Below are 23,248 nucleotides of genomic sequence, written 5' to 3' on the forward strand. Positions count from 1 at the left end.
GGTGAAGAAGGGGCGCTTCTCGGGGAAGAAGGTCTCGTACTGGCTGAGGTTGACCTGGCTGGGATCGGCCTCCACCTGCCCGAAGTCGGGGTTCACGGTGGCGTCGAGCGTCAGGTCGCTGGTGAGGCCGTACTTGAGGTCCAGCCCCATCGACCCGCGGAGGTCCGTCGCGCGGTAGAAGGGGTCGCCCCCGCTCCCCGGCGCGCGGGTGGCGCCGGTGACGGCGTAGGGGAGGAGTTCCAGGCGGCGCGGCGACGGAAGGCCCCGCATCCCCCGCAGCTCGCCGAAGCGGGCCACGGTGCGGCTGTCGTCCTTGCGCAGCGGCGCCCAGAAGCTCTGCTCGTTGGTGCGGGCGACGATCCGCGCCGCCTCGAAGCCCCACACCCCGTCGCCGCCCGGGGCGAAGCGGAGCGCGGAGAGGGGGATGCGGAACTCGGCGCTCCATCCCCGCTCGTCGCGGCTCACCGCCACGTCCCACACCGCGTCCCAGCCGGGATCGTCGTTGGAGCCGTCGGCGATGGTGAAGTCGCGCTTCACCCCCGCGGGGTTGACCTGGAAGGCGTAGCCGGTGCGCCGGTCGTGGCGCGAGTCGAAGGCCACCAGGAGCCAGTCCGACGGCGATTCCTCGTCACGCCGGGTCAGCTGGCTGGCGATGCGGGCGGGCTCGGGGTCGTACGCGCGCATGGCCACGTAGATGGCCCCATCGTCGAAGGCCAGGCGGACCACGGTGGGGTAGCGGGACGGCTTCCCCTCGTCCGGGTCGCGCTGCACGAAGCCGGTGGCCGAGTCGGCCGCGGCCCACACGGGGTCGTCGAGCCTGCCGTCGAGCGTGGGCGCGCCGACGGCGGCGGTCAGGCGGTAGGCGTCGAGGGCCTGCGTGGCGGCCTGGGTGGTGTCGGCCGCGAGGGTCGCGGAGAGGAAAAGCGCGGCGAGCATGGGTCCGTCGTTAGGTTCCGCGAAAGTGAAGGGGGAGGTGAGCCCGGCTCACCTCCCCCCGTACGCGGTCAGCGGCGGACGAGTTTCACGCTTCCGGAGAAGGTCTGCATCTTCACGGTGGCGTCGCCGGAGCCCAGGCGGATCCGGGCCGAGCGGCGCGACTCGCGCTCCACCCGCGCGCCGGGATAGTCGACGTCGATCGACCCGCTGAAGGTTCCCGCGTCGATGTCGGCCGAGGCGCCGGAGGAAAGCTGCAGCACCACGTTGCCGCTGTGGCTGTTCAGCTCCAGGTCGGCGTCGCGGTCCAGGTCGCCGGTGAGGATCACCGAGCCGGAGACGGTCTGGAACGAGCCGCTGAGGCCCCGCCCGGTCACCCGCACGTCGCCCGAGACGCTGTGCACCTCGGCGCGGCCGCGCATCGACGCGATCTCCACCGTTCCGCTGGTGGACCCGGCCTCGACCTGCCCCGCCTGGGCGGTGATGCGCACGCCGCCGCTCAGGCTGGTGGCCTCCACCCGGTCGCGCACCGTGCCGGCGACGGTGACGGAGCCGCTCAGCGAGGTGGCCTCCACGCGCTCGGCGTCGGCGTCCACGTCCACCGACCCGCTGCGCGAGGTGGCCATGATGGTGCGCGAGCGCCCGCCGGACACGCGCACGCCGCCGCTGTGCGAGGTGGCCTCCACCGTCCCGTCCATCCCCTCCACCGTCACGCTCCCGCTCATGGAGACGATCTCCACGTCCTTGCGCCGGGGGACGCGGATGGTGAGCGAGCCGCCGCGGTTGGAGCCGTGGCCCCCCGGGCGCTGCACGCGCACTTCCAGCCCCGCGTCGTCGTCCTCCAGCACCAGCCGCTCGCTGCTGGAGCCGAGCGTGCCGGTGACCTGCACCTGGTTCTGCCCCCACCCGATCACGTGGATGCTGCCGGAGGGGTTGTGGATCTCCACCCGGCCCGTGGAGCCGGTGGAGCGCGTGGCGTTGACCTGCTGCTGTGCCCGCGCCGTTCCGGCGCCCGCCGCGACCAGCGCGGCAGTGAGGGCGAGGGTTCCAACCCGCATGATGGGGCTCCCGTCGTGTGTCGGTCCGCGATCTAGGCTTCGGGTCCGCCGCTACAGCTCCACCGCCTGGCGGAGCATCTGGACCTTGGCGTCGTAGGTGGCCGAGAGCATCTGCGTCAGCTCGCGGCTGTTGGGGTCCTTCTCCAGCGCCGCACGCGACTCGGCGATGGCCGCGTCGATGATGCGGAGGTTGGTCTCCAGCGTGCGCACCGTCTCGGGCGCCAGCTGGCCGCGCTTCGTCTCCAGCACGCGAACCAGGTCGTCGATGGCGCGCTGGTAGTCCTGCTCCGCGGGGCGGAAGGCGGCGAACGCCGTCGTTGACCCCGCCCCCGCCTGCCCCGCCGTCGCCGGGTTGCTCCGCTGCGTCCCGGGATTCGCGTCCGCCGTCCCCCGCGGATCGCCCGCGTCCGCCGGCGGCGTGGCGTGGACCGTGGGGCCGAGGGCGACGGGACCGCTGGCCGGGCCCTGGCGGTCCTGCATCAGCCTGGCGGTGATGGCGCTGGACGAGGCGACCAGCACCACGGCGGCGGCGGCCTGCAGCGCCCACCGCGGCGGCTGCCACGGGCGGCGGCGCGGGGCCAGGGGGATCACCTTCGTCTCCTCCGCGGGAACCTCGGCCACCACGGCGCGGGGCTCCAGGCGGTCGGCGATCCCCGCCCACAGGTCGCGCCGCGGGGTGACGCCGGTGGGGAGCGCCGCCGTCATGGCCAGCAGCGAGCGGACGGCCTCCACCTCGGCGCGGCACTCGTCGCACCCGTCGACGTGCCGCTGCACGCGGACGCGGTCGATGTCGGAGAGCTCGCCCGAGGCGAAGTCGTCGAGCAGCTCGAAAGCCTGTTCGTGGGTCATCGTTCCAGTGCCTCTCTCAGCAGCCGGCGCGCCCGGTGGAGCTGCGCCTTGCAGGTGCCCACGGCCAGGCCGTGGAGCTCCGCGATCTCCTCGTGCTTGTAGCCTTCCACGTCGTGCAGCACGAACACCGTGCGCGCCCCCGGCGGCAGCGTGGCGATGGCGCGCTCCAGGTCCATCGCCTGCCCGGGATCCGCCGCCCGGCCGGGCGTCTCGAACGCCGCCGGGTCGTCGGTGCCGAACACCTTCCCCACGCGGATCCCCTCGGAGCGCCGGTCTCCCAGGACGACGTTGACCGCGAGCCGATGGAGCCAGGTGCTGAACGCGCTCTTCCCCTCGAACATCTCCAGCTTCTGCCAGGCGCGCACGAACACGTCCTGCGTCAGCTCCTCGGCCCGGCCCGCGTCGCCGCACATGCGCAGGCAGAGCGCGTAGACGCGGTCCAGGTTCTCGCGGTAGAGCTGCTCGAAGGCGGCGACGTCGCCCTGCTGCGCGCGGCGGACGGTCATGGCCGCCGCCGCGGGGGCTTCGTCTTCAACGAGCATGGTCGCCATCGAGTCCGGCCGTTGGAGGGTGCGCAGCTTTACCGCTGCCCCTCTGATGCACGGCGTTCCGGGTTGGTTTAAACGGTTGCGGAGATGGAGATTCCGCGACCCTGGGGCGCGCGTGCCAGTGCGCGGCCGGGGATGGGTACCGCATGGGTGATTCGGGACCGCGTGAGGGGGAGGGCTCCCCGGAAGGTGGTGCGGGAGAAGGGGATAAGATAACAGCGTGGAGGCGGTTGGGGGACAGGGAAGAGGGGATCGTCCCAGAAACGGAGACGGGAGAGAGGATGCCGGTTCTATTGGGGACGTCGCGGAAAGGGTCGCGAGGAAGGAGATGACGGTGGGATCTGGGCGGGGACGGGCGAATGGAATTCGCGGCAACAACGGCCCGAAGTCCGCCTTCGCGGACTCCCGGCCGATGCATCGGTGCGAGGTGGGATGCCCCGGCGCGGCCGCGGGCGGGCCCCCTCCCCCGGCCCCTCCCCCGCTGCGCAGGGGAGGGGAGAACTCAGCGCGGAGGCGAGTTCGTCGCGCAGGGGGAGGTGAGCGCGACCTGTCAGCTCACCGCAGGACGTCGCCGCGGCGGAGGAAGTTGTCGACGGTGGTGAAGAACGCCGCGGGCTGCTCCAGCCAGGGGAAGTGGCCGGCGTTCTCGATCGTCACCAGGCGCGCGTCGGACAGGTGCTGCGCGTAGTAGGCGGAGCTGGCGGCGGGAATCACGTCGGCCGAGCCGTGCACCACCAGCGTGGGCGCGGCGATCGCCTGCAGGTACGGCGCGGCGTCCCACGACGCGTCCAGCGCGCCCATCCCCACCAGCAGCGCGAACACGCTGTTGGCCGCCGCCGGCACCGGCACGTCGCAGAAGCGGATCCCGTCCACCTTCTGCGGGTCGGCGAAGTAGGGGCGGAAGATGCTGTGGAACAGCTCCTCGCACCCGGCCACCGGGTCAGCCACCTGGCCGCCCAGGAACAGGTTCATCAGCTCGATCTGCCGCGCCAGCTGCTCCGGCGCCGTACGCGCGATGCGGTTGGCGGTGAACTGCTCCACGAATGCGCCGGTGGCGGGCGCCGGGTCCAGCAGAACCAGCCGCTCCACGTTCTGCGGATGGCTGGCGGCGTAGAGCACGGCGAACACCGCGCCCGACGAGTGCCCGGCCAGCGCCATCTTCGCCAGCCCGAAGTGCCGGCGGACGGCCTCGATGTCGGCCACCTGGCGGTCCGGGCCGAGCTGCGCGGGGTCGGTGACGATGGTCGAGCGCCCGGAGCCGCGCTGGTCGAAGTAGATGACGGTGCGGCCGTGGGCCAGCGGCCCGAGGTCCGGCGCCATGTAGCGGTAGCTGAGGCCGGGACCGCCGCTCATCACCAGCACGGTGTCGGGGCCGCTGCCCTCGACGTGGTAGAACAGGGAGACGCCGTCGGCGCTGGGCACGAAGCCTTCGGCCGTGGTCGGCGCGGCGAACTGCATCTCGTGCCGCGGCGTGGCGGTGGTGGGGGCGAGCGGGGCGTCGGCGCGGTCGCACGCGGCGGCCAGCGGGAGGAGCACGAGCGAGGTACGGATCTTCACGGTGTGGTTCCGGTGTGTCGGGATGGGCAGATGTATGCCTTCAGCGCCGCGCCCCAGTGGCGCGGCACGCCCCATCATCGAGGCACGCCCGGTGCCGCGTCCCGGTGAGCAGGATTCATCAAATCCATCTGTTTGCGATCAAACATCTTCCATCTCACGCTTGACAAAATCTCCCAATTTTCCAAGCTGCGGCAATGATTCCCCGCTTGGGACAGCGCTGCCGCGCCACCCTGCCCCATCTCCAAAAAGATCGATCTCACGCGGAGACGCGGAGACGCGGAGAACTCATCCCGGGGGTGAGTTCTCCGCGCCTCCGCGTCTCCGCGTGAGGCCTCTTCAGGATATCAGCGAGGGCGCAGGGGGATGGGGATCGCGACATCGCCCCAGCGCATCTCCAGCACGGCGCTGTCGGGCGTGGCGACGGGGATGTCGTACGCGAGCGACTCGACGTACGGCGCGGGGCGCGGGCGAACGCTGATGCGCAGCGCGTCCTTCTCCGCGCCGGGATAGGGGACGTGGTAGGCGCCGGCATCGCGGCTGAAGATCAGCGTCCAGTCGCCCGCGGAGACGGGGATCATCCACAGGCTGTAGGCGCCCTTCGGCAGCGTCGCCGCGCCGATCGCCAGGTCGGCGCTGGTGGTGAGCTTCGTGGCCTCGTCGGCGCCGGGACACCAGACCGAGTCCCACGGCACGATCCCGCCGAACAGCCTGCGCCCGCGCGCCGACGGGCGGTTGTAGCGGACCGACACCTCCGTCGCGCCGATGCGCTGCACGAGGAGCGCGGGCTGGCTCTTCCGCTTCGCGCCGGACGGCACGCGGCCGCACGCCACAGCGACGAGCGCCAGCGCGAGCACGGCGGCCGCGCGTCTGGATCGGATCATGGCAAGGAGAGCGGGCGGGGGATGAAGGAACTGCCCGCCCGGAGTATACGCCCGCGCGCGCGGGCGCTCAATCGCCGCGTGTCAGGGCCGGCCGGCGCGCACGAACACGATGTAGACGATGAACGCGAGCGCCACGGCCAGGATCAGCAGCCCGGTCAGCATGCTCGGCATCCCCAGCCGCGACGTGGAGGAGTTGCCGAAGTCGCCGCGCGCGGTGTCGGGGTCCGGCGGGACGTCGCGGTTGGGATCAGGGCCGCCCGTCGACATCGTCGTCCCCGCCGTCGTGGTCGTGCGCGGTCGCGGGCTCGTTGGTGAGGTCGCGGTCCGCCAGCGTGCGCGCGGCCAGCTCGGCCTCGCGCCCGGTCATCTCGCGCGGCTCGGGGGCGGGGCTCGCGTCCGTCCCCGACTCCGCGCCCGCCACGTTGTCCCGCCGGTCGTCGCCCATCTCCATCTCCCTGGCTGTGGGTGCGACCGTGCGGCGAGCAAGAGGCGTGCGAACGCAGAATCGCCCCCGTCCGCGCGCGGCGAACGGGGGCGATTCTGCTGACGAACGACGGTGACGCTCAGCCCTGCATCGCGGGGCGGCGGCCGCCGCGGCGGCGACGGCGCTTGCCGGCGCCGGGCGCGCCATCCTGCCGCGGCGCGTCGTGCTGCCCGCGCGGCGCGAAGCCGTCGCGGCGCGGCTCGTTCGCCGGGCGGCGCGAATCGTCGTCGCGGCGGCGCGGCTGCATCGGCTGGCGCTGGCCACGGGTGGCCAGGCGCGCGGCCTCGTCGGCCTCGCGCTGGGCCTTGGCCTCGGCCTTCTGCTTGGCGCGCTCGCGCTCGGCGGCCTTCCGCGCGCGGATCTCCTTGATCCGCTCGCCGATCGGCACCTCGAAGCGCTCCGCCGCGCGGGCGTTGTAGTCGAACCCGGGCACCGTCACGCGGCGGATCGGCTTGCCGACCGCGCGCTCGATGTCGCGCAGGTCCTTCTCCTCCTCGGGAGAGACCAGCGTGTACGCCTCGCCCGTGGCCTCGGCGCGCGCGGTGCGGCCGACGCGGTGGATGTAGTCCTCGGGCTGGTGCGGCACGTCGAAGTTCACCACGTGCTCCAGCGCCTCCACGTCGATCCCGCGCGCGACGATGTCCGTCGCCACCAGGATGCGGTATCTCCCGCTCTTGAAGCCCGCCAGCGCCTCGGTGCGCGCGCTCTGGCTGCGGTTGCCGTGGATGCGCGCGACCGGGATCCCCGCCTGCTCCAGGATCTCGAACAGCCGGTTGGAGCGGTGCTTGGTGCGGCAGAACACGATGGCCTGCCCCACGTCGCCGCGGCGCAGCAGCTCCAGGAACAGCGCCGGCTTCAGGTCCTCCTTGACCGGATACAGCGCTTGGGTGATGCCCGTGGCGGGCGCCGCCTTGCGCTCGATGTTGATGGCCGCGGGCTGGCGCAGCATCTCCTTGGAGAGCTGCACGATCGGCGCGGGCATGGTGGCGCTGAAGAACAGCGTCTGCCGCTGCGTGGGCAGATGCCTGAGGACGCGGCGGATGTCCGGCAGGAAGCCCATGTCGAGCATCCGGTCGGCCTCGTCCAGCACCAGCACCTCGATCTGGTCCAGCTTCGCGTACGGATACTGGAGATGGTCCAGGAGGCGGCCCGGCGTGGCGACGATCAGGTCGACGCCGCGGCGGAAGGCCTGCTCCTGCGGCTGCATTCCCACGCCGCCGAACACCGCGGCCGCGCGCACGTCGGTGTGCCGCGCCAGCGCGGTGAAGTGCTCGTGGATCTGCGCCGCCAGCTCGCGCGTGGGCGAGAGGACCAGCGCGCGCGTGGTGCCGCGCGGCTTGTCGATCAGGCGGTTGAGGATGGGAAGGAGGAAGGCGGCGGTCTTGCCGCTGCCGGTCATGGCGCACGCCAGCAGGTCGCGCCCCTCCAGCGCGGGCGGGATGGCCTCCTGCTGGATGGGCGTGGGCTTCGTGAACTCCAGGTCGCGCACGGCGCGCAGGAGCGAGGGATGGATCGAGAGTGTATCGAAAGACATGGTGTTCCCATGGACCACGGGTAAATCCGCCTGTTTCAGGGCGGATGCCGCGTTCCGTGGCGTGGCACAAAAGAAGACGGCGGGCTCGCGGCTGAGTCCGCCGTCCAGCATTGGTGCATCCAATATAACCAATTTTGCCGAAAGATGTCAGTGCCGGGCGGAAATCTCGTTGAGAGGATGCGACTGAAGTCGCGGCTACGACGACACGCAGTCCGCCTTCGCGGACTTCCACCGGATGCAGGATTCCAGTCGAATCCACGCCTCCCCCGCTGACGTCATCCTGAGGCCGGACAGACCGTAATCGGCATCCGCGCAGTCGGTTGCAGGCCGAAGGATCTATCGCCGGACCCGCACGCGATTCGGCGGCGATGCACCAATTCCTCGACGGGACTCCCTGATCACCCCTTCCGCACAGTCCGATCGAGGTAGTCGCGGATGCGGGCGTGGGTCTCGGGGGCGGACCAGGCGGCCACCACCTGCTCGTCGTATGCAGCCGAGGCGGCGATGCGCTCCAGCGACGGGCCGCGGAGATACTGCTTCGTCAGCGCGAAGGCGGTCGGCGCGATGGCGGCCATCTGCGCGGCCACGTCCCGCGCGCGGTCGAGCAGACGATCCGCCGGCACCACCTCGTCCACCAGCCGCTCGGCGAGCGCGTCCCGCGGGGTGAAGGTGCGGCCGGTGAAGACGAGCGACTGGATGCGGTCACCCGGCACGGCGTAGCGCACCGCCTCGAGCGCCGCCGCGGGGAACGGGACGCCGACCAGCAGCTCGGGGACGCCGACCCGGCCGTTCCCCTCCGCCATCAGCCGGTAGTCGCCCGCCGCCACCATCACCCCCCCGCCGGCGATCGCGTGCCCGTTGGCGGCGACGACGACGGGCTTCGGGAGCGCGAACATCCGCGTCACGAAGTCGCGCAGCAGGGGGATGAAGCGTCGCACGTACGCCTCGCCGCCGTCCAGCAGGCGGAACAGGTCCACGCCCGCGGAGAAGATGGAGCCCGTGCCGGTGACCACCACCGCGCGCGCGTCATCCGCGGCGTCGAGCTCGCGGATGCAGGCCTCGAGCAGCTCCACGTCCATCGCGCTGGCCTTCCCGTGCGCCAGCCGCAGCGTCAGGATCCCGTCGCTCGTCTCACGTTCGATCATCGTCCCTATCCCCACCCAAAGTGATTCTCACGCGGAGCCGCGGAGACGCGGAGAACTGCCGGCGTTCACCTCCGCGTCTCCGCGTCTCCGCGTGAGGCCCGTAGTTCATCCATCCTTGCGGATCAGCGAGAGGCGGATCTTCTGCTCGCTGAGGGTGAGGACGAGGGTGTCGCCGTCGCGGAGCTGGGCGAGCGGCGCGGCGTCGATGAACTCGCACACCGGCTCGTCGCCCAGCTGCACGTCCGCGCGGAAGCCGCGGGCGAAGGCGACGCTCTCCGCCGCGCGCTTCCCGGCGTTGCTGCGCAGGTAGACGCCGCGGTCGTTCATCAGCCACAGTCCCGGCGGCGCGCCGGTGCCGGGATGATCGATCTCCTCCGGCGCCTCCGCGTCGGGCGAGCGGATGTCCACGCCGGCGGCCAGGTACCGCTGCGCCTCCGTCATCACCCGCTCCTTCGCGCCGTTCGTCTCCGCGAGCAGCGGCAGCACCTCGGCGCCTTCGAACTCGTATCGCCCTTCCATCACCCCCTCCCGTGAAAGCATTTCGGGTGGGGAGTATACGTCACGCGCGCCGATGCGTCACCGGGGCCCTCTCCCTGGCGCTTCGCGCCTGTCCCTCCCCCAAAACCGACTGGGGGAGGGACCTGGGGCGCTTCGCGCCGGTTACTCAGCGCGGGGAGCCATCTTCGTCACGATTCCACGTGTCCGTCACTCCGCGCGCTCCAGTTGGTGGAGAAGATCGAGCGCGTTGCGGGTTGCCGCTCCCGCCGCGGTGTTGTCGAAGATGCACCACGCCTCGCGCGCCGCCGCCGCGTCCGCGTGGAGATGTGCGGCCAAGGCGGCGATGTACGCGTCGTCATACGCCGAGTAGTACGTCCGCGGCGAGCCGTGCAGGCGGCGGTAGACGAGATCGCGCGCGCCGCCCGGCTCCGCGGCGGCGGGGACGCGCGCCGGATCCGCCGCCACCCGCGCGACGCCGAGCCCCGCCAGCAGCGCGTCCGCCTCTCCCGTGAACCAGCTCTCGTGCCGCGGCTCGCACGCGACCGCCGCGGCCGTCCGCGCCCGCAGCGCCGCGAAGAAGCGCTCCGCGACGGCCGCGTCCAGCGCCAGGCTGGGCGGAAGCTGCACGAGCAGGCACGCGAGCTTCTCCCCGAGCGCGCCCGCTTCGGCGAGGAAAGTCTCCAGCAGCGCCTCGGCGTCCGCGAGCCGGCGCTCGTGGGTGATGGTCTTCGGGAGCTTGGCGGAGAAGCGAAAGTGTGGCGGCGTCTCGTCCGCCCACCGCGCCCAGGTGGACGCGCGGTGCGGGCGGTGGAACGACGAGTTGATCTCCACCACGGGAAAGCGCGCCGCGTAGCGCGAAAGATGGCTCCCCTCCGGCGGAAACTCGGGCTGCTCCGCGCGCGGCAGCGTCCATCCCGCCGTGCCGACGAGGATGCGCGTCACCGCGCCGGCGGCTCGCTCGCGGCCAGGAGCTCGGCGAGGTACCGGCCCCACACGTCGGGGAGCGAGTGCGTGCCGTGGCCGCGCGTGGCGTCGCTGGTGGGGACGAGGATGTAGCGCCCACGCGGCACCTTGCGGATCTCGCGCTCCAGGATCCCCAGCTCCGGCGGGTTCACTTCGTCGTCCGCCGAGTTGACGGCGAAGAGCGGCGCGCGGATCTCGCCCAGGTGCGGCGACGGGTCGTACTCGCGCGACGCGTCGAACGCGTAGAGCATGTCGTTGGCATCCAGCGTCCGCGTGTACCGCGCGACGGAGGCGGCCAGCAGCGAGTCGGCGGCGTCGCGCGTGGGCGCCGTCTTCTGCTGCTGCAGCGGCACGCTGGTCATCAGCATCAGCACGTGGACGGCGTCCGCCAGGCCGCGCGGTGGCGACGCGTACTCGCCGCCGCGCCACTCGGGGTCGTTGCGAATGGCATCGGCGATCATGCGGCGCATCATGCGGTTGCGCCCGGCGATCTGCACCGGCGCGCTGGCCAGCGGCATCAGCGCGTCCATGAAGTCCGGATGCGTGTATCCCCACACCCAGCTGTGCATCCCGCCCATCGACGTCCCCATCACCAGCCGCAGGTGGTCCACGTGCAGCCCCTCGGTGACGAGGCGGTACTGCGCGCGCACCATGTCGTCGTAGGTGTAGCGCGGGAAGCGCATGTGCAGCCCCTCGGACGGCCGGCTGGAGCGCCCGTGCCCGATTCCGTCCGGCAGGATGATGAAGAAGCGCCGCGCATCCAGCAGCTGCCCCGGCCCGAACAGCCGCCCCGCAAAGGTGGGGGAGATGAAGTTGGCGCCGCTCCCCGTGGTCCCGTGCAGGATCAGCATGGCGTTGCGTACCCGCCCGCCCGCGTCGCGCTGCGGCGTGCCGACGGTGCGGTAGTGGATGCGCAGCTCCGGCAGCCGCTCCCCGCTCCCGAACGCGAAGTCGCGCATCACGAAGTCGCCCTCGACGGGCGCGGGATACGCGGCATCCTGTCCGCTCGCGAGCCGCGGCGCCGCAAACAGCAGCAGGGCGATGAAGATCGAGCGAGCGCGCATCGGCATCCTGGCGTTCATGTCGGCCGCGAGTGACGACACCACCCCTCGCGGCGTGACGATTGGCTGCAGCTCGGGGAATCTATCGCCGCGGGAGGAGCGAAACCCAGAGGTCGGCTCGGAAGCAGGCCACAGATTCCTCGGGAGCCGCTCGACATCGGCACGGACGAGAGTACCGCGCAGCGGCTCCGCTCGGAATGACAGATGTGTGGGAAGCGTGGCGGAGTGTTCCGCGCGCTGAGTAGCCGCGCGAAGCGCCCAGGTCCCTCCCCCAGTCGGTTTTGGGGGAGGGACAGGCGCGAAGCGCCAGGGAGAGGGCCCCGCGCCGACAGCCAGCGCGAGGGCTAATACCCCGGCCCGCTCATGAACCCCTCCATTGCCCCGCCATCCCCATCTCCCGACGACGAGGCAGAGGATGGCGCGCTCCCCGGGACGCCGCCGGCGCTCAGCCGCGCCTGCAGCTCGAAGTCCGACGGGTTGCTCGCCGCCGCGCGCGCCACGCCGAAGTCCACCATCCCCTGCCGCACCAGCTCGGCCAGGTGCTGGTCGAACGTCTGCATCTGGTACGTGTCGCGTCCCGCGGCGATGTAGTCCTTGATCTCCGCCGTCTTCGCCTCTTCGCGGATGCAGTCCTGGATGGCGCCGGTGCTGCGCATGATCTCCGCCGCCACCACCCGCCCCTTGCGGTCGCGCCGGGGGACGAGCCGCTGCGAGATCACCGCCTCCAGCGCGTCGGCCAGGCGGTAGCGGATGGTCTGCTGCTCCTCGGCCGGGAAGGCGGAGATGAGCCGCGCCACCGTGGACGTGGCGTCCTTGGTGTGCAGCGTGCTGATCACCAGGTGCCCCGTTTCCGCCGCCTTCAGCGCGATGTCGATGGTCTCCGCGTCGCGCATCTCGCCGATCTGGATCACGTCGGGGTCCTGCCGCAGCGCCGCGCGCAGGCCCTTGTAGAAGCTCTCCGTGTCGGACCCGATCTCGCGCTGCGAGATGGAGCACTGGTTGTCGCGGTGCAGGAACTCGATCGGGTCCTCGAGCGTGACGATGTGGCGGAACGAGTGGTTGTTCATGTGCTGGATCATGGCCGCCATCGTGCTGCTCTTCCCCGACCCGGTCACGCCGGTGACCAGGATCAGCCCCCGTTCCTCCTCGGCGATGGTGGCGAGCACGGCGGGAAGGCCCAGCCCCTCCAGCGTGGGCGCGTTGTAGGGGATCACGCGCAGGATCACGTTGAAGCTGCCGCGCTGCCGCATCACGTTCACGCGGAAGCGGGTGAGCCCGTCGATCCCCCACGAGCAGTCGTAGTCCTGCAGACTGTCGATCTGCCCGCGCACGCGGTCGTTGGGAAGCACGGTCAGCGCGAAGGCGCGCGCCTGGTCGGGGGTGAGCTTCTGCTTGGTCAGCGGCATCAGCTTGCCGGTGATGCGCGCGCGGACGAAGTCGCCGCCCTTCACGTGGATGTCGCTGGCCCCGCGCTCGACCGCCGCGCGGATCACGGGTTCCATCATCTGTTTACAGCGTCCTGCAACGGGTTTCGATAGATGCCGGTCCGGCGCTCGCTCGGCGCCGCTGCATTTTTCGGGGAAGCGGGAAAGATAGCCAAAAGCGGGGAAACAGACGAGTGCCGGCCCACAGCTTCGGGGCCGGCACTTGTTGTCTTCGTCGCTGAGACGCGTGGTTCAGCCCTCGACCGCGCCCTCGCGGAGATGATGATAGTTCACGACGTGAAGGTTCAATGCGGCGAGCCTCAGGTAGAGCTGCAGGTCGTCGGTGAGAACCATCACCCTCTCGCGCGCCGCGAGGAGCACGGAAATGTCGGCGAGGCCGAGCCGCACGAAATCGACCTCGCGGACGGCGTCACGGCTGGGGAAGTAGCGCTCCGCAGTCTGCGTCGCCAGGACCGCGAGAGAGGTGAACACCTCGCTGCGGAGCGGCTCGGCGAGCTGGCCGGCCAGGTTGCTCGCCTCCGTCAGCACGTTGGGCGTTACGACGAGCTCGCTGAACCCGCTGATGAAGTCCGTCAGGAGCTCGAAGTCGGCCGCGGAATAGGCGTGCGTGCGCTTGAATCGCTGGATGTGCGCGGGATCGCTCGCTCCAAGCAGCAGCACCAGGAGCACGTTCGTGTCCACCAGGAGTACGCGGGGGCGGATCTGCGGGCTGCGCCGGCGCATCAGTTCAGCTCCCGGATCTTCATCGCGCTCACCGTGCCCGTCTCCGCATCCACCTCGAAGAGCTTGTAGACGCGCGGAAGCCGGCGCAGTGTGCCGTTGATCATCAGGCCCGGCTTTGCGACGGCGGGCTCCACCCAGCCAAGCGTGACCTTCCACTGCCGGCCATCCTCCGACATCTCCACCTCTTCCAGCCGCAGGTGACGGAGATCGGCCTCATCGAACAGCTCGCGCGCGTAGTCCTCGGCTGATCGTACAGCCTGCTTCACGTCGATCATCATCGATTCCTCCGGTCACGCATCGCTTTCCAAACTGTACAGACGAATGTAATCAGCCTCGAAGACAGCGGTAGCCCGCGCCACAACACCGCCACCGGGAGTACAAATGCACGCGGGTGCCACAATCGTTCTGGCACCCGCGCGCACCTGCGGCTCCAACCGATCGCAATCCGCTCCTATCCGTTCGGTGACCCTTGCAGCAGCGGCTCCATGGGCTCGTTGCGGGGGCCGTTCTCGTCGCACACGGCGTAGCCGCCGGAGGAGGGGTAGAGGGTGACGCCGGCGTGCTCGCCGCGCGCGTTCAGCACGTAGAACTGGATGCCGAAGTTCGGCTGGCCGCGGCCGTTCAGCAGCCGCCGCTCCACCGTGTTGGCCACGATCCGCCGCAGCCCGTCCATCCCCGCGTCCTTCGGGCTCATCCCGCGCCGCAGGTTCTCCACGATCAGGTGCGAGGTCAGGTTGTAGAGGTTGGCCTCGCCGCGGCCGGTGGAGCCCGCCGCGCCCACCGCGCCGTCCACGTACAGCCCCGCGCCCAGGATCGGCGAGTCGCCCACACGCCCGGGGATCTTCCACGCCAGCCCGCTGGTGGTGGTCACGCCGCAGATGTCGCCGCGCGCGTTGATGCCGTTGCAGTTGATCGTCCCGAACACGTGCTCGAAGTCGACCAGCCCCTCGGCCACCATCTCCATGCGCGCGCGGTGGCCGGCGTCGGCGCGGGTGGCGGGATCCAGCCAGTGCTCGGGGTCGGAGCGGCGCTTCCACTCCAGCCAGAGCTGCCGCGAGCGCGGCGTGTTGAGGTCGTCCTCGACGGCGAACCCCATCTGCCGCGCGAAGCGCTGCGCGCCGGCGCCGACGAGCAGGTGGTGATCGGTGTGCTCCATCACCGCCTTCGCCACGAGCGACGGCGTGCGGATGCCCTCCAGCGCGGCCACGGCGCCGGCGCACTTCCTGGGCCCGTGCATCACCGACGAGTCGAGCTGCACCACGCCCTCGGCGTTCGGCAGGCCGCCGAAGCCCACGCTGACGTCGGCGGGGTCGAGCTCGTTCAGGTTCACGCCCGCGATCACCGCGTCGAGCACGTCGGCGCCCTGCGCGATCATGGTGAACGCCTTCTGCACGGCCGTCATGTCGCCGCCGTTGCGGAACTGGTTGCCGTTGCCTGAGGCGATCACCACCGGCCGCGCGGCGCCGCGCACGATCACCGCCGGCGCGCCCGCGAGCGGCTTGGGCAGCGCGGCGGCCACGGCGGCGCCCGCGCCCGTCAGCACGAAGTCGCGGCGGGAGATGGAGGAGCTCATCTGCGTCCTGGGAGAGATGGGGATCGGGGATGATGGAAGGGGACGCCGCATCTTGTCGCCACGCAGACGCTCGTGCAAGACAAACTCTGAAATGGCTCACGCAGAGTCAGCAGAGTCAGCAGTTAAACCGCAGTTCAACTGCTGACCCTGCTGACTCTGCGTGAGATAAAAGATCGCCTGTATCAGCCGCCGAGCCAGCCCTGCGCCACGTGCGGCAGGGCGACGAACGCACCGAAGCGGATCAGCCGCCCCGCGAGGCCGGCGACGAGGAAGAACGCGAAGTTCATCTCCACCGCCCCCGCGGCGATGGTGGTGACGTAGAACGGCGGCAGGCCGATGACCGCGCTGGCGAGGTAGATGAGCTTGCCGACGTGCGGCCGCGCCTCCATCCGCGCCTGCATCTTCGCCAGACCCTTCTGCATGCGGCCGGAGGGGAGCTTCACCAGCCCCCGCCCGCCGAAGTAGAGCAGCACCTTGGCCGCCATCGCCCCCACCGAGCCGGCCACCACCAGCGGCACCCACATCGCCCGCGGCATCAGCGCCGACGCGCCCACCAGGTAGATCTCCGTGTTGACGAACGGAAGGAGCGCCCCCGCGGCGCAAACGCCGAACGAGGTCAGGCAGAGGAGAAAGTACTCCATGCGGGCGGGGGATGCGGGGATCGGAGGGGGTAAGTGCGCCCTGAATCTACACTTCCGCGCGTGGGCGGACAACCCGCACGCAAACGTCCGGCGTCACGCCCGCGCGGCCGACGCGCCCACGAAGCGCCGCGCCAGCAGCGCCTCCGCCGCCTCGGCCTCCACCGGCGGCGAGAAGAGGTAGCCCTGCGCGTAGTCGGCGCCCAGCGCGCGGACGCGCTCCAGCTGCTCGGGGCGCTCCACCCCCTCCACCACCACGTCCATCCCCAGCCCGTGCGCCAGGGTGACCACGGCGCCCACGATGGCCAGGTTCCCCTCGCCCCCGCCGCTGAGGAACGAGCGGTCCACCTTCAGCGCGCTGATCGGCAGCCGGTGCAGGTAGCCCAGGCTGCTGTAGCCGGTGCCGAAGTCGTCGACCACCAGGTGGATGCCGCGGGCGCGCAGCTCGCCCAGCGCCGCCTCTTCCGCGCGCCCCACCAGCCCGTTCTCGGTGATCTCCAGCCGCATCCAGTCCACCTCCACCCCCGTTTCCGCGAAGGTGGCGGCCAGCCCGTCGGCCAGCCCCGGCTCGGCCAGCTGCCGCGCGGAGAGGTTCACCGTCATCCGCGGCTCCATCCCCGGGTGCCGCTGGCGCCACTCGCGGAGCCGCGCGCACGCCTCGCGCAGCACGCAGCGGTCGACCTGCACGATCAGCCCCGTCTCCTCGGCCACGTCGATGAAGCTCCCCGGCGCCAGCAGTCCGCGCTCGGGGTGCCGCCACCGCGCCAGCGCCTCGAATCCCACGATCTGCCCGTCGCCCACCGCGACGATGGGCTGATAGGCGGCGCAGAGCTCGCCGCGCTCCAGCGCGTGGCGCAGCTCCGTCTCCAGCCGCAGCCGCGAGAGCGCGCGGGCGTGCATGGCGCGGTCGTACACCTCGCAGCGCGACCCGCCGCGCTCCTTGGCGCGGTACATGGCCGTGTCGGCCTTGCGCAGCAGCTCCTCGGGATGCTCCGCGCCCTTCCGCCCCAGCGCGATGCCGATGCTGGGCGTCACCACCAGCTCGTGCCCCTCCAGGTCGAACGGCCGCGCTAGCTCGGCCTGGATGCGCTCGGCGCCGCGCAGCGCCTCGCCGGCGTCGGCCACGCCGTCCAGCAGCAGCGCGAACTCGTCGCCGCCGAAGCGCGCCACGGTGTCGCCGTCGCGCATCGCCGCGCGGAGCCGAAGCGCCACCGCCTCCATCAGCCGGTCGCCCGCAAGGTGGCCGAACGAGTCGTTCACCCGCTTGAAGCGGTCCAGGTCCAGCATCATCACCGCGAAGCCGCGGTCGGGATGGCGGCGCAGCAGGTCCAGCGCGTGGCGCAGCCGGTCCTCGAACAGCGCGCGGTTGGGAAGCCCGGTGAGCGCGTCGTGCAGGGCGTCGTGCACCAGCTGCTCCTCCATCCGCCTGCGCTCGGTCACGTCCTCCGTCACCCCGGCCACGCGGTAGATCGCGCCCCGGGCGTCGTACACGGGCACGGCGCGCGTCCGCACCCACCGCTCGCCCCCGTCCGGCGCGGCCAGACGATACGTCACCTCGGCCGGGCGGCCGCCGAACGCCTCGTCCAGGATCGCCCGCACCGAGGCGCGGGCTTCCGGACGCACCGGCCCGAACACCGCATCGGGGTCGGCGTACACGCGCTCGCGCGGCATCCCCCAGAGGCGCTCGAAGGCGGGGCTGAGATAGGCCACGCGCCCGTCCGCCTCCACCAGCCAGAACACCTCGCTGCTGTTCTCGGCGATCTGCCGCAGCCGCTCCTCGCTGTCGCGCAGCGCGGCGGTGCGCTCGGCCACCAGCTCCTCCAACCGGTCGCGGTGGCGGCGGAGCTCCTCCTGCGCGCGCCGCCGCTCGCCCACGTCGCGCATTACCACCACGCTTCCCCAGCGCTCGCCGCGGGGGCCGGCCAGCGGGTGCGCGCCCACCTCCGCCGGGTGCGGCACTGCGCCGGTCGTCTCCACCTCCAGCGCCTCCGCGCCGTCCGCCAGCCGGGCGACCGCGTCCGCGGGGAGCGGGAGCACCTCGGCGGCCGGGCGTCCCACCGGATCGCCGCCATCGGCGCAGGCGGCGCGCGCGGCGGGGTTCAGGTCCACCACGCGGCCGCGGGCGTCCAGCACGAACACGGCGTCGGCCAGGCTGTCCACCACCACGTGGCGGGCGATGGGCGTCACGTCGAACAGCCGGCGCCGGAACAGCCCCCACGCGATCACCAGGTTCCCCAGCGCAAAGGTGATCGGCGTCAGGTCGCGCTCCGCGAAGTCGGCCAGCACGGTGACGGTGAGCACCGAGCCGGCGACGGGGATCAGCACCCCCGCCAGCACCACGTTCACCTGCGCGCGGTAGAGGGGATGCGCGCGCATCCGCCCCGCCACCAGCACCGCGAAGGCGGCCAGCATCACCGCGTAGAGGTAGATGGCGATCGCGTCGACCAGCGGGGTGAAGCCGTAGATGAGCTGCGGGAAGGGGATGCCGGCCACGATGCGCGGGTCGCGCCGCACCAGCCCGTGCAGGGGGTCGGTGAACGCCAGCACCGCCAGGACGATCAGCGGCAGCGCGAGCAGCGAATGGACGAGGGCGGAATGCCGGAGACGGCGTCCGCCGAACCCGAGGGCGAACGCCAGGAAGCCGATGGCGATGGGCGGGATGGCCAGGAACTGGACGTTGTCCCAGAAGATCTTCCCGCGGAGCCCCGGGGCGAGCAGCTCGCAGACCAGCCCGGCCGTCCAGAACGCCTCCGCCAGCGCCACCACGGCGAAGGCCCCCACCCCCGGCCGCGAGCGCCGCACCCAGCAGTACGCCGCCACCCCCGCCGAGATCGCGGCGGAGGCCAGGTACGGCAGCACGTGCAGGAACGCGGAGGCAGCAGGCATCGTCGTGGCTCCGGCAGCGGGCGGGACGCCGTGTCCCGGCTCACATAGTGCCTGCCGCCACGGGGAGAACACAACTGTTTTGTCGCGCGCGCGGCGACAATCTCTGCCAATCCTCGCGGCGGAGGGATCAGTCCCGTCGCGAGGAAGCCGTCACGCCCGCGCGGGGTCGAGCGGGATCGGCGGCAGCACCTCGCGCTCCCACGCCGCCATCTTCCCCTGCAGCTGCCGGAAGACGGCGGAGTGCGCGGCCCTGAGGTCCTGCTTCTCGCCGGGATCGGACACGAGGTCGTACAGGAACTCGCCGTCCGCGGTCTGCAGGTACTTCCAGTCGCCGCTGCGCATCGCCTTCTCCTTGCGGCGCTGGAAGATGCGCCAGAACAGCTCGCGGCGGACGGACCCGCGCTCCCCGGTCAGCGCCGGCAGCAGGTCGATGCCGTCCAGCGGCGCGGCGGCCGCCGGCCGTGCCCCGGCCAGCGCCAGGAATGTGGCCGTGTAGTCCATCGTCACCGCCACCTGCTCCGTGCGGCTGCCGGCGGGGATCACGCCCGGCCAGCGCGCCATCGCCGCCACGCGGATGCCGCCTTCGTGCAGCGACATCTTCCGCGCGCTGAACGGCCCCATGTGCGAGTAGCGCTCGCCGCCGTTGTCGCTGGTGAAGACGACCAGCGTGTCGCGCTCCATCCCCCCGCGATGGATCGCCTCCAGCACGCGGCCGACGCCCGCGTCCATCCGCTCCATCATCCGCGCGAACGTCGCGGGCGAGCCGCCGCCGTCGGAGTCCGCCGAGTCGGGATACGGCGGGTCGCCCGGCCCCTGCCACGGCCAGTGCGGCGCGTTGTACTGGAGATTGAGGAAGAGCGGCCGCGTCCGCCTCCGCCGGACGATCCGCACCGCGCGCCCGGTGAAGAGATCCGTGAGGTACCCCGGCGTGGTGACGGTGCGCGTGCCGTCCTGGAACAGGTTCCGGTGCCACTCGGTGTCGACGTGGCTGGCATAGTCCGCCGCCGCGCCCAGGAAGCCGTAGAACTCGTCCCACCCGTGGCGCAGCGGGTGGAAGCGCGGCTCCGTCCCCAGGTGCCACTTCCCCACCATCGCCGTCTCGTAGCCTGCCGCCTTCATCCGCATCCCCAGTGTCGGCGGGCTCGTCTCCAGCCCCACGGGGTTCGTCGTCAGCGGCTCGTACAGCCCCACCGGCGAGCGCGCGGGATAGCGCCCCGTCATCAGCGCCACGCGCGTGGGGGTGCACACCGGCGCGGCCGTGTACGCCTGCGCCAGCTGCACGCCGTCACGCGCGAGCTGGTCCAGCACCGGCGTGCGGTAGTCGGTTCGCCCCGTGATCCCCAGGTCGCCGTAGCCCAGGTCGTCGGCCATGATCAGGACGATGTTCGGCCGCCGGCGCCGCGCCAGCCATGACGCGCTCGCCGCCAGCCGTGGCGTGGCGGCCACCGCCGCGGCCGCGCCGGCCAGGTCGATGAGGAAGCGCCTGCGGTCCATCGCCGGACTCCGTATTCGGGGGGATGATGGAGATCGGGGGGTCCCGCCAGTGTAATCGCCCGCGGCGCCGCGTCCAACGCTCTGCCTCGCGATGCGGATGAAGACGGCGGGCCGGGGAGCCCGCCGCCGCCGCGATCACGGCTCCGGCTCGTCGCGGATGTGGATCTGCATGCCGACGGAGATGCTCGGCCCGCTGAAGTCCAGCCCGCGCGGGATGAAGCCGGGGATGATCCCTCCCTCCCCCGCCGTCCAGTCGATGCTGGGGAAGCGCCGCAGGTTCAGCTGCCCCTCCACGAACAGGCTCACCGGCCCCGCCTCGGCCGCGATCCCCAGCGCGCCGCCCACCTGGAACACCTCGGCTGTCCCGGTCAGCGAGAGGGTCTCGTCGCCCTCGGTGGGGGTGAACACCTGCACGTCGCTCAGGCGGATCAGCCCCGAGCGCACGCCCAGGTACGGGCTCAGGTGCTGCAGCATCCCCGGCCCCTCCAGGCTGCCGTAGAACGCGATCGACGGCTGCTCGCGCACCGTGCCGCGCAGGTCGTACCGGTCATCCGCCGACTGGAAGCCGGAGAACTGGCTGTATCCCAGCGCCAGCTCGATCAGCAGCGTGTAGCCGGACGACTCCGCTTCCTCCTCCTTCATCACCAGCGTGGTGACGGTGTCGGGGCGGCCCTGGTGCACGGTGACGGTCTTCTGCTGCGGCACCCAGGTGGTGTCCACGCGCGGCGCGGCGCCCAGGTGGATGGTCTTCAGCGACCACAGCACCTCCACGCCGTAACCGTTGCGCCCGCCGGGGCAGTCCGAGCTGCGCAGCGACGCCGACTTCGTGGCCCAGCAGCTCGCCGACACGTCGATGTCGGTCACGCTCCCCAGCAGGTCCTCGATCCCGATCTGCGCCGCAGCACGGGATGGGGGGGCGACGAGCGAGAGCGAGATCAACGGGATCGCTAAAAGGGCGTGGCGGAAGAAGGGCATGGGGATCTCACGGGGAAGAGAGATGAGACCGCTGGGGGTGGGATGGGGTCCTACGCACTCACGCACTCACGCACTCGATCGACCTGTCGCGGAGCCGGCGCGAGGGCTCTCCCCGCGCCGGCCCCGCATCACCATCGATCACATCACCAGCCGACGGGCTTGCCGGCGTTCTGGCGGTCGAGCCACTCCTTGAGCGGGCCGAAGTACTCCAGCAGCGCCGTGCCGTCCATCTTCCGCTCCCCCGTCATCGCGAAGAGCGTCTCCTGCCACGGCCGGCTGGCCCCCGCCTCGAGCATCGCGTTGAACTTGCGCCCTGCCGCCTGGCTGCCGAAGAACGAGCAGCGGTACAGCGGCCCCGTGTACCCCGCCTCGCGGCAGAGCGCGCGGTAGAACTGGAACTGGAGCACGCGCGCCAGGAAGTAGCGCATGTACGGCGTGTTGGCGGGGATGTGGTACTTGGCGCCGGGGTCGAAGTCCGCCTCGCTGCGCGGCATGGGCGCGGACACGCCCTGGTAGCGGTTGCGCAGCGACCACCACGCGGCGTTGTAGTTCTGCGGCGTGATCTGCCCGCTGAACACCCCCCAGCGCCACTTGTCGACGAGGAGGCCGAAGGGAAGGAAGGCCACCTTGTCCAGCGCCTGCCGCAGCAGCAGCGCCGTGTCGGCGGCCGGCGGCGGGATCTCGTTCAGCAGCCCCACCTGCTTCAGGTAGTCGGGGGTGATCGAGAGCGCGATGGCGTCGCCGATGGCCTCGTGGAAGCCGTCGTTGGCGCCGTCCCTGAACAGGAACGGCTGGTCGCGGTACGCGCGCTGGTAGATGTTGTGCCCCATCTCGTGGTGCAGGGTCACGAAGTCCTCGCCCGTGATCTCCGTGCACATCTTGATGCGGAAGTCCTCGCGGTCGATGTCCCACGCGCTGGCGTGGCACACCACGTCGCGGTCGCGCGGCTTCACCAGCATCGAGCGCTCCCAGAAGGTCTGCGGCAGCGGCTGGAAGCCCAGCGAGGTGAAGAAGCGCTCCGCGTAGCGCGCCATCCCCGGCGCGTCGGTGTTCTTCGCCTTCAGCAGCTCGGTCAGGTCGTACCCCGGCCCCGCCGCGTTCCTCGGCGCCACGATGGGGTAGATGTTCCCCCACTCCTGCGCCCACATGTTCCCCAGCAGGTGCGCGGGGATCATCCCGTTGGGCGGCACCACCTGCGCCCCGTACTGCTCCACCAGCCGCGCGCGCACGTACGCGTGGAGAGCGATGTACAGCGGCCGCATCTGCTCCCACAGCCGGTCCACCTCGGCGGCGAACGAGTCCGCCGGCATGTCGTAGCGCGCCCGCCACATCGCGCCCGCGTCGGTGTAGCCCAGCTCGCGCACGCCCTTGTTGGAGAGCTCCACGAAGCGCGTGTAGCGCTGGCGCATGGGCGCGCCCACGCGGTGCCACCCCTGCCAGGCATCCAGCAGCTCGGCGGGGTCGTGGCTCGTGGCCAGGACTCGCGAGAGCGCGTTGATGTCCTGGCAGCTCCCCGGCGTCCTGCAGTACGAGCCGCGGCCGTAGTCGCCCACCATCCCGGCGCGGATGCGGGAGAGCTCCGCCGCCTCGTCCGCGTTCCCCGGCGGCGGCGCGGAGAGCGAGAGACGAAGGAGGCCGAACTTCCGCCGCAGCCCGGCCGGCAGCTGCACCCGGTCGAAGCGGCGCGCCGCCAGCGCCCGCCGCTGGATGGCCACCGCCAGGTTCTTCGACGCCTCGGCCGCCAGCTCCTCGGTGTCGTGGGTGATGTAGGTGGCCGCCACCCACCCCGCCTGGCCTTCGCGCCGGCCCAGCTCCGACAGCTCGCGCTCGGTGGAGTCCATGAACGCGGCGGCCTGCTGCACGGTGGGCGTCCGGCTCGTGGCCGCCGCGCGGGCCTGCGCGCCGGCGGCCGCGGGCACCAGCGCCGCCAGGCAGACGAGCGGAAGGATTCTTCTCTCCATGGGGACTTTCGGGTCAGGGTATCTCGATGAAGCGCGTGAGAT

At 71.6% G+C, this 23,248-nt stretch carries 22 protein-coding genes; all 22 read right to left on the reverse strand.

The window, feature by feature from the left end:
- The coding region (locus VF092_05975; GenBank protein HEX6746826.1) for a DUF5916 domain-containing protein at window positions 1–936 on the reverse strand (936 nt) is incomplete at its 3' end.
- A gap of 68 nt (window positions 937–1,004) precedes the next feature.
- Window positions 1,005–1,991 (reverse strand): DUF4097 family beta strand repeat-containing protein, encoded by a 987-nt coding sequence (locus VF092_05980; protein HEX6746827.1) that lies wholly within the window; start codon window positions 1,989–1,991, stop codon window positions 1,005–1,007.
- A 51-nt stretch (window positions 1,992–2,042) separates the two neighbouring features.
- On the reverse strand, window positions 2,043–2,840 hold the full coding sequence (locus VF092_05985; protein ID HEX6746828.1) for a zf-HC2 domain-containing protein: 798 nt from the start codon (window positions 2,838–2,840) through the stop codon (window positions 2,043–2,045).
- Window positions 2,837–3,391, reverse strand: a complete 555-nt coding sequence (locus VF092_05990) for an RNA polymerase sigma factor (protein ID HEX6746829.1) — start codon at window positions 3,389–3,391, stop codon at window positions 2,837–2,839. The genes VF092_05985 and VF092_05990 overlap by 4 nt, the downstream gene beginning before the upstream one ends.
- Window positions 3,392–3,943: 552 nt before the next feature.
- On the reverse strand, window positions 3,944–4,945 hold the full coding sequence (locus tag VF092_05995; protein ID HEX6746830.1) for an alpha/beta hydrolase: 1,002 nt from the start codon (window positions 4,943–4,945) through the stop codon (window positions 3,944–3,946).
- Window positions 4,946–5,289: 344 nt separating this feature from the next.
- The gene (locus tag VF092_06000; GenBank protein HEX6746831.1) at window positions 5,290–5,826 is read right to left on the reverse strand and encodes a DUF2911 domain-containing protein; all 537 of its coding nucleotides are present in this window, start codon (window positions 5,824–5,826) and stop codon (window positions 5,290–5,292) included.
- 81 nt (window positions 5,827–5,907) lie between these two features.
- Window positions 5,908–6,093, reverse strand: a complete 186-nt coding sequence (locus VF092_06005; protein HEX6746832.1) for a hypothetical protein — start codon at window positions 6,091–6,093, stop codon at window positions 5,908–5,910.
- Window positions 6,074–6,271, reverse strand: coding sequence for a hypothetical protein (locus tag VF092_06010; GenBank protein ID HEX6746833.1), 198 nt, complete (start codon window positions 6,269–6,271; stop codon window positions 6,074–6,076). Before VF092_06010 ends, VF092_06005 begins: the two co-directional genes overlap by 20 nt.
- Window positions 6,272–6,389: 118 nt before the next feature.
- On the reverse strand, window positions 6,390–7,844 hold the full coding sequence (locus VF092_06015) for a DEAD/DEAH box helicase (protein HEX6746834.1): 1,455 nt from the start codon (window positions 7,842–7,844) through the stop codon (window positions 6,390–6,392).
- Between the two features lie 398 nt (window positions 7,845–8,242).
- Complete coding sequence (locus VF092_06020) at window positions 8,243–8,989, reverse strand: enoyl-CoA hydratase/isomerase family protein (protein HEX6746835.1); 747 nt, start codon at window positions 8,987–8,989, stop codon at window positions 8,243–8,245.
- A 105-nt stretch (window positions 8,990–9,094) separates the two neighbouring features.
- On the reverse strand, window positions 9,095–9,508 hold the full coding sequence (locus tag VF092_06025) for a hypothetical protein (GenBank protein ID HEX6746836.1): 414 nt from the start codon (window positions 9,506–9,508) through the stop codon (window positions 9,095–9,097).
- A 186-nt stretch (window positions 9,509–9,694) separates the two neighbouring features.
- On the reverse strand, window positions 9,695–10,429 hold the full coding sequence (locus VF092_06030; protein ID HEX6746837.1) for a DUF72 domain-containing protein: 735 nt from the start codon (window positions 10,427–10,429) through the stop codon (window positions 9,695–9,697).
- On the reverse strand, window positions 10,426–11,514 hold the full coding sequence (locus VF092_06035) for an alpha/beta fold hydrolase (protein HEX6746838.1): 1,089 nt from the start codon (window positions 11,512–11,514) through the stop codon (window positions 10,426–10,428). The genes VF092_06030 and VF092_06035 overlap by 4 nt, the downstream gene beginning before the upstream one ends.
- A gap of 341 nt (window positions 11,515–11,855) precedes the next feature.
- Window positions 11,856–13,013, reverse strand: a complete 1,158-nt coding sequence (locus VF092_06040) for a PilT/PilU family type 4a pilus ATPase (GenBank protein ID HEX6746839.1) — start codon at window positions 13,011–13,013, stop codon at window positions 11,856–11,858.
- Between the two features lie 174 nt (window positions 13,014–13,187).
- A complete protein-coding gene (locus VF092_06045) occupies window positions 13,188–13,679 on the reverse strand; it encodes a PIN domain-containing protein (GenBank protein ID HEX6746840.1) in 492 nt (163 codons plus the stop codon).
- Window positions 13,679–13,954 (reverse strand): hypothetical protein, encoded by a 276-nt coding sequence (locus VF092_06050; GenBank protein ID HEX6746841.1) that lies wholly within the window; start codon window positions 13,952–13,954, stop codon window positions 13,679–13,681. The genes VF092_06045 and VF092_06050 overlap by 1 nt, the downstream gene beginning before the upstream one ends.
- Before the next feature lie 176 nt (window positions 13,955–14,130).
- Window positions 14,131–15,252 (reverse strand): N(4)-(beta-N-acetylglucosaminyl)-L-asparaginase, encoded by a 1,122-nt coding sequence (locus VF092_06055; protein HEX6746842.1) that lies wholly within the window; start codon window positions 15,250–15,252, stop codon window positions 14,131–14,133.
- A gap of 182 nt (window positions 15,253–15,434) precedes the next feature.
- A complete protein-coding gene (locus VF092_06060) occupies window positions 15,435–15,893 on the reverse strand; it encodes a hypothetical protein (protein ID HEX6746843.1) in 459 nt (152 codons plus the stop codon).
- Window positions 15,894–15,986: 93 nt separating this feature from the next.
- Entirely contained in the window at window positions 15,987–18,776 is a 2,790-nt protein-coding gene (locus tag VF092_06065; GenBank protein ID HEX6746844.1) for an EAL domain-containing protein, read from the reverse strand.
- Between the two features lie 150 nt (window positions 18,777–18,926).
- The gene (locus VF092_06070; protein HEX6746845.1) at window positions 18,927–20,270 is read right to left on the reverse strand and encodes a sulfatase-like hydrolase/transferase; all 1,344 of its coding nucleotides are present in this window, start codon (window positions 20,268–20,270) and stop codon (window positions 18,927–18,929) included.
- A gap of 135 nt (window positions 20,271–20,405) precedes the next feature.
- Window positions 20,406–21,245, reverse strand: a complete 840-nt coding sequence (locus VF092_06075) for a hypothetical protein (protein HEX6746846.1) — start codon at window positions 21,243–21,245, stop codon at window positions 20,406–20,408.
- A gap of 143 nt (window positions 21,246–21,388) precedes the next feature.
- Complete coding sequence (locus tag VF092_06080) at window positions 21,389–23,206, reverse strand: M2 family metallopeptidase (GenBank protein HEX6746847.1); 1,818 nt, start codon at window positions 23,204–23,206, stop codon at window positions 21,389–21,391.
- Window positions 23,207–23,248: the final 42 nt, after the last annotated feature.

It is taken from the genome of Longimicrobium sp. (assembly GCA_036377595.1).
In the GTDB taxonomy this organism is placed as follows: domain Bacteria; phylum Gemmatimonadota; class Gemmatimonadetes; order Longimicrobiales; family Longimicrobiaceae; genus Longimicrobium.

Bases quoted from the DNA above. Each gene is read 5' to 3' on its own strand.
- VF092_05980 (HEX6746827.1), bottom strand. From the start codon at position 1,991: ATGCGGGTTGGAACCCTCGCCCTCACTGCCGCGCTGGTCGCGGCGGGC.
- VF092_05985 (HEX6746828.1), bottom strand. From the start codon at position 2,840: ATGACCCACGAACAGGCTTTCGAGCTGCTCGACGACTTCGCCTCGGGC.
- VF092_05990 (HEX6746829.1), bottom strand. From the start codon at position 3,391: ATGGCGACCATGCTCGTTGAAGACGAAGCCCCCGCGGCGGCGGCCATG.
- VF092_06000 (HEX6746831.1), bottom strand. From the start codon at position 5,826: ATGATCCGATCCAGACGCGCGGCCGCCGTGCTCGCGCTGGCGCTCGTC.
- VF092_06005 (HEX6746832.1), bottom strand. From the start codon at position 6,093: ATGTCGACGGGCGGCCCTGATCCCAACCGCGACGTCCCGCCGGACCCC.
- VF092_06010 (HEX6746833.1), bottom strand. From the start codon at position 6,271: ATGGGCGACGACCGGCGGGACAACGTGGCGGGCGCGGAGTCGGGGACG.
- VF092_06015 (HEX6746834.1), bottom strand. From the start codon at position 7,844: ATGTCTTTCGATACACTCTCGATCCATCCCTCGCTCCTGCGCGCCGTG.
- VF092_06020 (HEX6746835.1), bottom strand. From the start codon at position 8,989: ATGATCGAACGTGAGACGAGCGACGGGATCCTGACGCTGCGGCTGGCG.
- VF092_06025 (HEX6746836.1), bottom strand. From the start codon at position 9,508: ATGGAAGGGCGATACGAGTTCGAAGGCGCCGAGGTGCTGCCGCTGCTC.
- VF092_06035 (HEX6746838.1), bottom strand. From the start codon at position 11,514: ATGCGCGCTCGCTCGATCTTCATCGCCCTGCTGCTGTTTGCGGCGCCG.
- VF092_06040 (HEX6746839.1), bottom strand. From the start codon at position 13,013: ATGGAACCCGTGATCCGCGCGGCGGTCGAGCGCGGGGCCAGCGACATC.
- VF092_06045 (HEX6746840.1), bottom strand. From the start codon at position 13,679: ATGCGCCGGCGCAGCCCGCAGATCCGCCCCCGCGTACTCCTGGTGGAC.
- VF092_06050 (HEX6746841.1), bottom strand. From the start codon at position 13,954: ATGATCGACGTGAAGCAGGCTGTACGATCAGCCGAGGACTACGCGCGC.
- VF092_06055 (HEX6746842.1), bottom strand. From the start codon at position 15,252: ATGAGCTCCTCCATCTCCCGCCGCGACTTCGTGCTGACGGGCGCGGGC.
- VF092_06060 (HEX6746843.1), bottom strand. From the start codon at position 15,893: ATGGAGTACTTTCTCCTCTGCCTGACCTCGTTCGGCGTTTGCGCCGCG.
- VF092_06065 (HEX6746844.1), bottom strand. From the start codon at position 18,776: ATGCCTGCTGCCTCCGCGTTCCTGCACGTGCTGCCGTACCTGGCCTCC.
- VF092_06070 (HEX6746845.1), bottom strand. From the start codon at position 20,270: ATGGACCGCAGGCGCTTCCTCATCGACCTGGCCGGCGCGGCCGCGGCG.
- VF092_06075 (HEX6746846.1), bottom strand. From the start codon at position 21,245: ATGCCCTTCTTCCGCCACGCCCTTTTAGCGATCCCGTTGATCTCGCTC.
- VF092_06080 (HEX6746847.1), bottom strand. From the start codon at position 23,206: ATGGAGAGAAGAATCCTTCCGCTCGTCTGCCTGGCGGCGCTGGTGCCC.